Genomic DNA, 10,434 nt, shown 5'->3' with positions numbered 1-10,434 from the left:
CACCAGGCCCAGGTGACTACGTAGCCATGCCGAATGCCTGGGGGGCCTAGGCATGTCGGGCGCGGTTGACATAGTCTTCTCCTGTCAAGTCTTACGTGCAGATTTGATCACGCCCCGGATTTCACGCCTGAAATCCGGGGCCTTTTCTTTGTTTCCAGTGAGACGCAGTCGATCATACGCCCTTTCGGAGTGGGGTGTGCGGCGCGCCCAGTCGCGCCAAAGCCCGTGCGACATCTCCCTTTGGAGTGCTGTGGTATGGGGCAAGGAGAAACCCGGTTGAGCTGCACAGATGCTTCGCTTGCGCATGACCAAAGCCCCTGGTTGCTCGCCTGCGGCGAGATGTTCTCGCTCTTCCTCGAGTCGCTAACGTTCGTTTTCTCAAAAAAAATGACCCTCGTAATTAACTCTCCGTGAACCACGAGAGGGAAAACGGCACGCTTTCGCTTTGGAGCCTCCTTGGGGGGGCTGGGTGCTGGCGCCTGAGGCAGGCCCGGTTGGTTGAATCACCTCCAGCCCTCTGCGGACAGTGGCAGGCTCGATCCCATGAGCGAGACCACCCCCTCCACGGCCCATGTCCGCCTGATCGGCGGGCCCGACGACTGGCGCGAGCAGCTCCTGGACCACGTCACCCGCGAAGAGCTCGAAGGGCCCCGACAGGATCTGGGCGGCTACCTGATCAGCTCCTGCGTCCCCACAGGCCACCCCGACCCCGGCGCCCGAGCCGTCTACGAACCCAACGCAGAGCCCGCGCGCGCCGACATCTGGTTCTTCCGGGGATGGATGCCCACGGGTCCCGCGGACCTCGAGCTGCGCAGCGCCGACCACCACCAGGCCGCCACCGTGGTCCTGGACCACGACGGCCTGGTGGTGGAGTGGGCCTCCGGGGATGGTGGCCTTCACCGGGTCGAGCGGGTGCTCGCGCACTGGGAGGCGAGCGGGGAGGACGATCTCGGGTTCGACGTGTGGCATGTGCAGTCCGGTGGGCGGGATTGGGAGCTGCGTGACCACGGCCCTGACATGTGGGACGCCGGGGTCCTGCGGGAGGAGGGCTGAGGTCCGAGGGCGAAGACTCGAAGCGACGGAGTTTTACGCGGTAAAACCTGGCGATCCTTCGGCGTCTTCGCGATGTGGTTGCGGAGCCAGGCCGCCCTACTGCAGCCGCCCCAGGAACGCGTCCGCGAACCGGTGGAGCTCCTCGGGGCCCATCCCGCCCGCCAGCTCTGTGTAGAGCTGCTCGGCGAGCACCTCGGGCTCGCCCCAGGACAGCTCCAACTTCAGCTGGTCTCCTGACCGCGGCGAGCTCTGTTTCCGGGAGCCCGGAGAAGGGCTCCTCTTCGGGTCGGGCTTCTCCGGGGACGGCTGCGAAGACGGTGGAGCTTCGGCAGAGGGTTTTACGCGGTAAAACTCCTCCTGCTGCTCCTGGTGAGCGGCGACCTGGCTCTCGAGGGGAAGCTTTCCCAGCTCCCGGGCCTGAGCGAGCTTCACCTTCCCGTCCTTCAGCGCCTGCTGTAGATCCGGGTGCAGATCCAGGAGGATCAGTCGCTGGGTGATCCACCCATTCGACTTGCCCAACAGCTCAGCGGCTTGTGACCGGTTCAGCCCATGTCCCAGGAGCTTGTTGATCTCCCGGGCCTCCTCCAACGGGTGCAGGTCCTGGCGGTGGATGTTCTCGGCCAGGACCGCGGCCCGCAACGTGACCTCGCTGTCGTCCTCATCGCCCCGGGGAGACCGCACATGCACCGCCACGGTCTCCAGGCCGGCCTGCTGCGCGGCGGCCAAACGGCGGTTGCCGTTGATGACGACGAAGACCGCCTCGCCCACCGCCGTCCCGTGCTCAGGATGCACCTGTACATAAGAGCGCCGGGGGATGACATGCAGCGGCTGCAGCAGCCCGTGCTCGGTCAGGCTGCGCGCGAGTTCTGACAGATCACCGAGGCTCTCGCGGGGGTTCTCGGGGTTGCCCACCAGCTGAGCCAGAGGCACCCGGGCCGGGTCCGCGGGGGCGTCCCCGGCGGCCTGGGAGATGAGCTGGCGGCGGGCGCTCGTGGCACGGCCGGCGGCCCCGAAGGAGGCCGAGCGGCCCAGCTTGTCGGCCTTGCTCACGACAGGGCTCCCGCGATCTTGCGCATGGCGGCGGCCTGGTCCGACTTGGGGTCATAGACCAGCAGCCCCTGCTTGCTGCGCACCGCCTCGCGCTGTTCCTTGCGGTCGGGCACCACCGCGATCACCGCGGGATCACCGATCTCCTCCCACGCCTGCAGCGACGAGGTCGCGATGAACCCCCGGCGGCTGTCATACATGTTCACGACCAACCCCAGGTAGTCGATCTCCAACCGCATGTCCTGACGCAGATCCTCGATCTGCCCGGTCAGCAGCGTGTAGGCGTCGGCGCTGGAATCCTCCGCCTGCACCGGGATCACCACACCCGAGGCGCCAGCCTTCTCCTCAGGGCGGCGGCGCCCGTAGTAGATGGCACTGTCCATGGCCAGCCCCAGACTGGGCGGGCAGTCGATCACGATGACGTCGAACTCGTCCTCGAGGGGCTCCAGAGCCCGCTCGAGGGCGGCCTCGCGGGCACGGATGGTGGAGAGCTTCACGTCCAGGACGAACCCGTCCGCGCACGAGGGCAGCAGGTGCAGCCGGTCACCGAAGCGTTCATCCTCGATCGGCACGATCAGGTCGCCCAGCTCGCCCTTGGCTTCACCGGTCATGTGCTTGACGAGGCTGTCGGCCTCCAGGGGCAGGGGGGCCACACCGAACTGGTTGGTCAGGTGTCCCTGGGGGTCGAAGTCGACCAGGAGCACGCGCTGGCCGGGGCCTCCGTACTCGGTGCCTTCGGCGTAGGCCTGGCCCACGCCGGAGGTGAGGGCGGTCTTGCCGACGCCGCCCTTCTGGTTGGCCATGATCCTGCGCCGGGGATGCGTTGGTGCCACGTGCTCCTCCTGTGGGGAAGGGTGTTCGGCGAGCCAGAGTTCCAAGGCCTGCGCCAGCCCTTGGATGTAGGAGACCCCGCGGTCAGCACAGCGGGCCTTGAAGACGTCGTAGGCGCCCAGCGGCAGCCAGGTACTGAACGGCGGGGCGCCAGCAGTGTCGACGGGCGCTACGGGGCCGGACTTTTGCCAGTCGTCGAGTGCTTGGGTCACCACGTCCTGCATGTCCAGCCGGTGCTCGGCGGCGCGGACCTTCACTCGCGCCCGTAGCTGTTCGGGCAGCTTGGAGGTGACCTTCTCCCTGTCGCCGGGGATTGGTGATGCCATAGGCGTTACCTTACTAACGCCTGGTGGGGGGAGTGAAACCCATCCTGCTCGTGCCGCCCACTTTTTACCGCGTAAAACCCTCGCTGGCTGAGACAGCAGAAAACCCCCGCAGAGCGGGGGTTTCGCTTGCGAGAGGCCTACTCCTGGTGCTGTTGCTCCACGTTGAGAGCGACCAGCTGCGCCGCAACCTGCTGGCGGTGGTGCTCGCGGGCGGGCTGAACATGGGGCTGACCGCCATGGCTGAGGCGTCGGGGATCTCCTACGACGAACTGGCCTGGACGGGCGAGTGGTACCTGCGTGAGGAGACCCTGCGCGCGGCCAACACCGCGGTGGTGGACTACCACCACCGGCTGCCGATGACCCGGGTGTGGGGTACGGGCACCCTGTCCTCCTCCGACGGCCAGCGCTTCCCCATGCAGGGCAAGTCGCTGACCGCCCGTCACCTGTCCCGCTACTTCGTGGACGCGGGCATCAGCCAGTACACGCACGTGTCCGACCAGCACTCCACCTACGGCACCAAGGTCATCGTGCCCACCCACCGCGAGGCCCACTACGTACTCGACGAGATCCTGGGCAACCAGACCGACCTGCCCATCACCGAGCACGCCACCGACACCCACGGGGTGACGCTGGTCAACTTCGCCCTGTTTGACCTGGTCGGACTCACCCTGTCCCCGCGCATCCGCGACCTGGGCCGCATCGTGCTGCACCGCCTGGGACCGCGGGCCGACTACACCGACCGCTACCCCATGGCCGGGCCCTTGTTGACCGGACGGGTCAACACCGAGCTGATCCATACCCACTGGGATGACATGCTCCGCCTGGCCGCCTCCTTCAAGTACGGGCACTCCACCGCCTCGCTGCTGGTGGGCAAGCTCTCGGCCAGCTCGCGGCAGAACGCCCTGGCCGCCGCCCTCAAGGAGTGGGGAGCGCTGCGCCGAACCATCTACGCCTGCCGCTACCTGGCCGATGAGCAGTACCAGCGCCGGATCGCCCGCCAGCTCAACAAGGGCGAGAGCCTGCACGGGCTGCGCCGCGACCTGCACCACGTCGGCGGCGGGGCGATGCGGCGCCGCCACCACGAACAGCAGAGCGAGCAGGCGCTGTGCCTGACACTGTTGACCAACGCGATCATCTGCTGGACCACCGAGTACTTCGGGCTCGCGGTCGCCGAACTGCGCGCGGCGGGCCGCCACGTCGATGACGCGGTGCTGGCCCACATCTCCCCGGCGCGCTCTGAAGGCGTCAACCTGATCGGAGAGATCTCCATCGACGTCGACAAGGAGCTATCCAAGCTGGACGCGGCCGGGTACCGGCCGCTGCGCCACCTGGATGATGAGGGCTCGCCCCGGTGACGCACAAGGCCAGAACCGGGACGTGTTCCCTGGTCAGAAGGTTTTTTCGAGGAGAACGGGGAAACCACTTGCAACTATGCCTCACGTGAGGCATAGTTGGTTTCAGGCAAGGGGAACCGCCCCGAACCACCCACGGAGAAGGAGCCTCCGCATGGCCACCACCACGTCCTTCGGCAGCTGGTACAACCACACCGGATCCAACCTCACCGTCGAGGCCGACGTCGCCGACTACGTCGGCGGTGGCCCCAGCGAGTGGGTCGAGCGCATCCAGGCCGACGGCAGCTTCGAGGCGATGGTCGACGCCTACCGCGCCGCCGTCAACGACGCCCTCCCGGCCAGCGTGTCCCTGGCCGGTGACGAGTTCTACGGCCCCTACTACACCGAGGACCAGGACTGGGACGGCGAGCTGGACATCGCCGAGATCATCCAGAACATCGACCTGGGCGAGATCGTCGACAAGCACGACCCCGACAACGCCTGACCCCCACCACCGTGAGCGGCCCGGCCCCGATGCCCCGGGGCCGGGCCGCTCCGACGCGGAAGGAGCCCGCGCCATGAACGAGACTACGACCCCCCACGAACAGGGGGAGGAACCCCAGCTGTGGTCCATCGGCCAGGTCGCCCAGCACCTGGGGGCCGCTTCCGCCGGTTCGGCCCGGCGCACCCTGTCCCGCTGGGGGGTGGAGGCCGCGGACTACCAGCGCGGGGCCAACAACCGGATCCAGGCCCTCTACGAAGCCGAACAGGTCCGCGCCGCGGCCGCCGCCCGTCCGGGCCGGGGCGCCCGCACCGACCTGCACTCGGAGGAGCCGTGAGCCCGCACCCGCGCGAGCTGCCCAAGCTGCGCGACCAGACCCTGCGCCACCTGGACAGCCCCTCTTCGGCCCTGCGCTCGGGTACCGGCCAGGAGGCACAGGCCGGGCTCGACGGCCTGGCTGCGAACCTGCGCGAGAGCGGTCTGTACTGGGCTTCGGCCGACATGGCCGCGCTCGCGGTCTCGGCCGGCGGCCAGCTGGCCGCCGCCCGCTGGTCGGTCGCCGACCGGCCCAGCGAGCGCGGGCTGATCGTGTTCGAGGGCGGGGTGGGCCACCTGGACGCCCAGGGGGTGAGCATCCCGGTCGAGGCCTGCGCCTGGGGCCCCCACCCGGAAGGGTGCCTGGTCTGGCTGCTGCTCTCCCGCCGCCGCCTGGTAGGGGAGATGACGCGCACCGACCTGACCCTGGTGGTCGAGGAAACCCCACCGATGGTCCCGGTGTACGCCTTCACCGTGGCGGACGGACCGGAGCCGGTGTCGATGGCCGAGGTCGACCCGGCCGTCCCTCCAACGGTGGTGGGGGCCCTGGCCGCGTCCTGGCTGCTGATGGGCCAGCCCCAGCTGGTGGACACCCGCCATGAGCGCCCTGAGCGCAGTGTGCGCCGGGCCTACGCCCGCCAGGGCCGCCCTGACCCCGAGGTGGTGCTGGTGGACCTGCGCCGCCAGTTCGTCCCCTCCGGCCAGGAGGGCGAGGACGGCGGGGAGAACAAGCAGCGCCGATACCGGCACCGGTTCGTGGTCTCGGGTCACTGGCGTAACCAGCCCTACGGTCCCGAGCGGAGCCTGCGCCGTCAGACGTGGATCCCCGCCTACGTCAAGGGCCCGGACGGGGCTCCGATGCTGGCCACGGAGAAGGTCAACGTCTGGCGCCGCTGACAGAACCGGTGCTCTCGCGCTATTGTGGTCTCACTGCTCCCCGCGCATGCGGGGATGGACCGGTTCGATGGGAGTTCTTCGCTCTCAAGACAGGTCGAAGCCCCGCGCACGCGGGGATGAAACCCCACCTTCGGGTGGGGTTTTTGCTTTCCCGCCTTCCCCCGACCGCAGCCTGTTTGAATCAGGGCATGCACATCACCCTGATCTTTGAAGACGGCGGGTACGTCGTGCACTCCACGAACCCCGAGCTCGCTTCCCAAGGCGACACCCGTCCCGACGCGTTGCGGTCGTTCGCGGAAGCCCTGGAAGCGTTGGAGGAAGAGCTTCACCCGGAGTGACGACACTTCCGGGGAGGCCCGGCTTGGCTCCAGGGTTCTCGCTACTGCTACCCCACCATTACCGGAAGCCAGAAGCCGACATAAGGGCATGAACCACACGGGGAAGGTAGACCACTCCGAACCGGCGGATTGGTCTACCTTATGACCAGCGAAGACGTCGCGGTGATGCGATGAGGGCACCCATTGGACGGCTTCGGCTCGTGTCCGGCCCGGAAGTCACCGAGTGTCACGGGAAGCGGGTCGGGTCTGGGGCCGAACGCCAACCGTTGGATTTTCCGCGAGAACTACCGGGACCCCGGGTGGACAGACCGGCGCCGTCGCGGTTGAATCAGCGGCCCCGAACGCGGGCGGCCGAGATCGTCCAGGAGCCCTTCCAGGGTGGTGCGCACCTGGGCGTGCAGGGGGACGGTGCGGTCCTTGCCGCGTACCCGCGCGCTCCCCTTCCTCGCGGAGAGGCGGAGGTCGGAGACGTCCAGGGCAACAATCTCCGCCACCCGCAGGCCGGCGTAGTAGGTCAGGTGGCAGATGGCCCGGTCCCGCCCCGAGGCGTCGCGGGCCACGGTGCGCAGGAACCTGAGCAGGGTGCGCTGGCGCAGGCCAGGTGTTCGCGCACCACTGCGGGCCGCCCGGCGGTGGTGCAGCACTAGGATCTTGGCATGGCGAAGGGCAAGGTGCAGCGGCGGGCGCGGAAGATCCTGGGCGAGGAACCCGTGGCCTTGGTCTGGTGTGAGATCCACAAGCCCATCCCCTCACCGCCCAAGGACGTTCACCGTGCTGCAGGCAAAGGACGCCTGAAATCGCGCCACCACTGGTTGTGGTACGCCGGAGCTGTGGTGTTCTTCTTCGTGGTCGTACCGATGATCTTGCTGGAGAGTCTCGGCCGTCGACTTGACCAACGGCTGTCGGGACGGAGCCGTGATGGTCAGACCGGACAGCCGTGTCCACCCGACACACAGCGTTCCGGCCGTGGCCGCTCTCGTGAGAGGGATCGCGGGCAGGACCCGACCAACGGGGTCTTCGACGGGGACTGGAACCTGACCGCGGGCCAGCTGCTGCTGCGTTGGTATGGGTACTCGCCCAGCCCTAAGCGCCTGGTCATGCTGACCCGCGACCGCATCTGCGTGGCAGCGTCCCCTCGCCGTCGGCTGTCGCCGACCAAGGCCAACGATTTCCGGACCGTCACGGAGTTCACCCTCGACCAAGCCCGGATCGACGGTGAGGCGGGCCAGCCGCGCGGGTACGCCACCTTCCGGCTCGCGTTCGCCGACGGTTCCTGGCTGGAGTTGGGCCGACTCGGCGAGCCGGAAGACGCCGATCACTTTCTGCGCACGGTCAGCGGCTGATCAACCCTTCCGACTGCTCACCCCCGGCAACAGGACAAGTAACCGGTGAGTAGCTCACCTGCGGAGAGCGTGCTTCGGAGAGGATGGGGCCATGACGACCAGCACTTCCGCCTCCGCTGCGGCGGCTTCCCCGCCCTTCGCGGACTCCCTCCTCGACTCCTTCGCGGACGTCGACGAGGACCGGCTGCTCACCTACGACCAGGCGTTTGCCTGGGCGGAGCAGTACCTGCCCGCGCCCAGCGCGACCGCGTTCGTGGACTGGCTGATGGACACCTGGACCGACGTCGTGCCCGGGTCCTCCCTCACCGTGCGCGAGCTGCTCACCTCGCACCTGTGGCAGTGGCGGGGAGCGGGGTTTCCCGACCCGCCGAGCACATTGTCAAGCTAGTCTTGACGGTCCTCCGGCGGCGCGGCGCTTGCCGCGGTCCTGGGCGCCCTGGCGGCTGATCCCGAGCACCGCACCGATCTGGGTCCAGGAGGCCGCCCCGCCCGGGGCGGTGGCCTCGCGGGCGGCGGCGAACGCCGCGGCTTCGGTGGTCTCCCACAGCCTGCGCATGTCCTCGAGCAGGCCGAGTACGGCCAGGCGCCCGACGAGGTCGAGGTCGGCGTCGGCCTGGGCGGCGGCCACCAGGTCGGGGGCGGGCAGGGTGCGCAGGCGGTGGGTCCAGGCGAAGGCGTCCTCGCCGCGTGCGTAGTGGTGGGTCAGGTGCTGGGCCGGGCTCATGATCAGCGGGTCCGTGCCGTCGAACTTGCCCTGCCGGGGGATGAGGAGCGGGGCCACCCCCTCCCGGGCCAGGGGCTCCAGGAGGAGCTCCTCGTAGGCAGCGGTGCCGCCTTCGGTGCGTTCCAGGTGGCGCTGGGCCAGGGCGTCCAGCAGCTCCTCGCCGTCGGCGGTCCGGTCGGGGGCCTCGGTGGTCTCCAGGCGGTGTTCGGCCCGCGCGGCCAGGGCGGCGCCGCTGGCGCGGAACCGGTCGAGGTCTCCGGCCAGGGTGGCGCGCAGTCCGGCCAGGGTCCAGGCGCGCGGGCTGTGGGAGCGGCGCAGCTCCACCGTGGCACCGGGGGCGGCCCGTTCGGCGCGGGTGCGCATCTGGGTGGGGGTGGGTCCGTCGGTCCACTGGATCAGCCAGGAGCCGCCCCCTTCGTGTTCGGCGTTGACGCGGCAGTCGTAGGCGTCGGAGATCTCGGCGGCGAGCTTGCGTAGGGCCTGGGGGGTGCGGGTGCGACTCATGGCGTCAAGCTTAGCTTGACGATTCAAAGTGTCAAGCTAAGCTTGACGCTGTTCTGACTTCCGATAATCGAACGTTATCGGAAGTCAGCGACTCCACGAGACGCTGCGTCTCGCCAAGAGGGCACAAAAAAGCCCCCGCCGCGTTCTGCGGCGGGGGCGGGCGATCGGGTCAGAAAATCGGATCTCTCAGGCGCACTCTCCCGGCCGGACGGAGGATTTTAGGACCAGCCACACGCGGGCGGGGGGTGTAGGCGGGAGCGTGCGTCTGGGGGCCGTACAGCCCTCCCGCGCCTCACAGACGCCCCCCACACCCCCCATTTCGGGCACTGCGGGGGCGGGGGGCCTCCGCTCGCCGGGGCTCCCTGTGGCTGGCCGTGCGCGCAGGCGATCTTGCCGTGGACCATCTCCACACTGGACAGGTCCTGCTTGGAGGGATGAACACCACCACCGCCCCCGGCGCACGGCCGGGGGCGGTGTTCAGCGAATCTCGAGACGGGCGCCCACCCTCTGGTGGGCACCCGTGGGGTTCGGGGCTGGGTCTCTCAGCGCAGGCCCTGGCCGACGACGTGCATCTGCTCGGCCAGGTCCAGGAGCTGGCGCACCTGGGGGTCGTCGGGGGCCAGCGCGGCCGCGGCTCGCATGCGGGACCGGAGTCGGGCGGCCTCGCGCTGGACGTCCTCACCGCAGGGCAGCAGCGTGCGGGCCAGCGCGGCCAGGCGCTCGGGGGCGTCCCAATCCGGCCGGGCCCGGCCAGCCAACTCGTCGGCCTTGTGCTCCAGGCGCTCGCGCACCTCAGCTTCCTCCTCGATGACGCCCGGGTGGACCCTGCCCAGCTGGTTGATCCTGGCCGCACGTTCGGCCTGGTCCAGGTCGGGGTCGGCCAGCAACGCGGCGCGCTCGGCGGCCCGGGCGGCCTTGCGGGTCAGCGAGCCGAGCTGGCGGCGCAGCTCCATGATCAGGTCCAGGGTGCGCTGGTATTCGCGGTCCAGGGCCAGGGTGGGGTCGGTGCGCAGCGCGTCGGCGATCCGTTCCAGGACGGTGCGCACCTGGGGGTCGCTGGCGCCCTCCAGAGCGCGGTGCAGTTCCTCGTGGGCGCGGTGTACCGCTGGGTGGGTGCGCACGGTCTGGGCCGGGGACATCGTCGTGGTGCTCATCTGTTCCTCCAAGGTGCTGGTGTTCAGTGTTGGGGCCAGGGCAGGGCCCGGCCGGAGGCGATCTCGCAG

13 protein-coding genes are annotated in these 10,434 nt (G+C 69.2%); 8 read left to right on the top strand and 5 right to left on the bottom strand.

The window, feature by feature from the left end; translation table 11 throughout:
• Positions 1-543 precede the first annotated feature (543 nt).
• On the top strand, positions 544-1,053 hold the full coding sequence (locus tag ABZ635_RS22750) for a hypothetical protein (protein WP_357768651.1): 510 nt from the start codon (positions 544-546) through the stop codon (positions 1,051-1,053).
• A 96-nt stretch (positions 1,054-1,149) separates the two neighbouring features.
• On the opposite strand, the gene ABZ635_RS22745 is transcribed toward ABZ635_RS22750, so the two are convergent.
• Entirely contained in the window at positions 1,150-2,103 is a 954-nt protein-coding gene (locus tag ABZ635_RS22745) for a ParB/RepB/Spo0J family partition protein (RefSeq protein WP_357768649.1), read from the bottom strand.
• Positions 2,100-3,257: a ParA family protein gene (locus ABZ635_RS22740; RefSeq protein ID WP_357768647.1), complete on the bottom strand. Its 1,158-nt coding sequence runs from the start codon at positions 3,255-3,257 to the stop codon at positions 2,100-2,102. Before ABZ635_RS22740 ends, ABZ635_RS22745 begins: the two co-directional genes overlap by 4 nt.
• Before the next feature lie 152 nt (positions 3,258-3,409).
• Between ABZ635_RS22740 and ABZ635_RS22735 the strand changes: the two genes are divergently transcribed.
• The 5 genes from ABZ635_RS22735 to ABZ635_RS22715 all read left to right on the top strand — a co-directional run bounded on the left by ABZ635_RS22735 (position 3,410) and on the right by ABZ635_RS22715 (position 6,640).
• Positions 3,410-4,612 (top strand): transposase, encoded by a 1,203-nt coding sequence (locus ABZ635_RS22735; RefSeq protein ID WP_357768645.1) that lies wholly within the window; start codon positions 3,410-3,412, stop codon positions 4,610-4,612.
• 151 nt (positions 4,613-4,763) lie between these two features.
• Entirely contained in the window at positions 4,764-5,093 is a 330-nt protein-coding gene (locus ABZ635_RS22730; RefSeq protein WP_357768643.1) for a hypothetical protein, read from the top strand.
• A 73-nt stretch (positions 5,094-5,166) separates the two neighbouring features.
• Positions 5,167-5,427: a hypothetical protein gene (locus ABZ635_RS22725; RefSeq protein ID WP_357768641.1), complete on the top strand. Its 261-nt coding sequence runs from the start codon at positions 5,167-5,169 to the stop codon at positions 5,425-5,427.
• A complete protein-coding gene (locus ABZ635_RS22720) occupies positions 5,424-6,302 on the top strand; it encodes a hypothetical protein (protein WP_357768639.1) in 879 nt (292 codons plus the stop codon). The genes ABZ635_RS22725 and ABZ635_RS22720 overlap by 4 nt, the downstream gene beginning before the upstream one ends.
• A 188-nt stretch (positions 6,303-6,490) precedes the next feature.
• Positions 6,491-6,640: a hypothetical protein gene (locus ABZ635_RS22715; RefSeq protein WP_357768637.1), complete on the top strand. Its 150-nt coding sequence runs from the start codon at positions 6,491-6,493 to the stop codon at positions 6,638-6,640.
• 284 nt (positions 6,641-6,924) lie between these two features.
• On the opposite strand, the gene ABZ635_RS22710 is transcribed toward ABZ635_RS22715, so the two are convergent.
• Positions 6,925-7,284, bottom strand: coding sequence for a tyrosine-type recombinase/integrase (locus tag ABZ635_RS22710; RefSeq protein WP_357768635.1), 360 nt, complete (start codon positions 7,282-7,284; stop codon positions 6,925-6,927).
• 12 nt (positions 7,285-7,296) lie between these two features.
• On the opposite strand from ABZ635_RS22710, the gene ABZ635_RS22705 reads away from it, so the two are divergent.
• Entirely contained in the window at positions 7,297-7,983 is a 687-nt protein-coding gene (locus tag ABZ635_RS22705) for a hypothetical protein (RefSeq protein ID WP_357768633.1), read from the top strand.
• 91 nt (positions 7,984-8,074) lie between these two features.
• Positions 8,075-8,371, top strand: a complete 297-nt coding sequence (locus ABZ635_RS22700) for a hypothetical protein (RefSeq protein WP_357768631.1) — start codon at positions 8,075-8,077, stop codon at positions 8,369-8,371.
• Here ABZ635_RS22700 and ABZ635_RS22695 read toward each other — a convergent pair.
• Both ABZ635_RS22695 and ABZ635_RS22690 read right to left on the bottom strand, forming a co-directional pair.
• Positions 8,363-9,211, bottom strand: a complete 849-nt coding sequence (locus ABZ635_RS22695; RefSeq protein WP_357768629.1) for a hypothetical protein — start codon at positions 9,209-9,211, stop codon at positions 8,363-8,365. The genes ABZ635_RS22700 and ABZ635_RS22695 overlap by 9 nt on opposite strands.
• 542 nt (positions 9,212-9,753) lie before the next feature.
• Positions 9,754-10,365: a hypothetical protein gene (locus ABZ635_RS22690; protein ID WP_357768627.1), complete on the bottom strand. Its 612-nt coding sequence runs from the start codon at positions 10,363-10,365 to the stop codon at positions 9,754-9,756.
• Positions 10,366-10,434 lie beyond the last annotated feature (69 nt).

The organism is Nocardiopsis sp. NPDC007018 (assembly GCF_040635075.1).
In the GTDB taxonomy this organism is placed as follows: domain Bacteria; phylum Actinomycetota; class Actinomycetes; order Streptosporangiales; family Streptosporangiaceae; genus Nocardiopsis.
This window is presented reverse-complemented; position numbering and strand designations above follow the sequence as displayed.

What these genes read in the sequence shown, in the direction of transcription:
- ABZ635_RS22750 (WP_357768651.1), top strand. Translation starts at nt 544, where the DNA reads ATGAGCGAGACCACCCCCTCCACGGCCCATGTCCGCCTGATCGGCGGG.
- ABZ635_RS22740 (WP_357768647.1), bottom strand. Translation starts at nt 3,257, where the DNA reads ATGGCATCACCAATCCCCGGCGACAGGGAGAAGGTCACCTCCAAGCTG.
- ABZ635_RS22730 (WP_357768643.1), top strand. Translation starts at nt 4,764, where the DNA reads ATGGCCACCACCACGTCCTTCGGCAGCTGGTACAACCACACCGGATCC.
- ABZ635_RS22725 (WP_357768641.1), top strand. Translation starts at nt 5,167, where the DNA reads ATGAACGAGACTACGACCCCCCACGAACAGGGGGAGGAACCCCAGCTG.
- ABZ635_RS22715 (WP_357768637.1), top strand. Translation starts at nt 6,491, where the DNA reads ATGCACATCACCCTGATCTTTGAAGACGGCGGGTACGTCGTGCACTCC.
- ABZ635_RS22705 (WP_357768633.1), top strand. Translation starts at nt 7,297, where the DNA reads ATGGCGAAGGGCAAGGTGCAGCGGCGGGCGCGGAAGATCCTGGGCGAG.
- ABZ635_RS22700 (WP_357768631.1), top strand. Translation starts at nt 8,075, where the DNA reads ATGACGACCAGCACTTCCGCCTCCGCTGCGGCGGCTTCCCCGCCCTTC.
- ABZ635_RS22695 (WP_357768629.1), bottom strand. Translation starts at nt 9,211, where the DNA reads ATGAGTCGCACCCGCACCCCCCAGGCCCTACGCAAGCTCGCCGCCGAG.
- ABZ635_RS22690 (WP_357768627.1), bottom strand. Translation starts at nt 10,365, where the DNA reads ATGAGCACCACGACGATGTCCCCGGCCCAGACCGTGCGCACCCACCCA.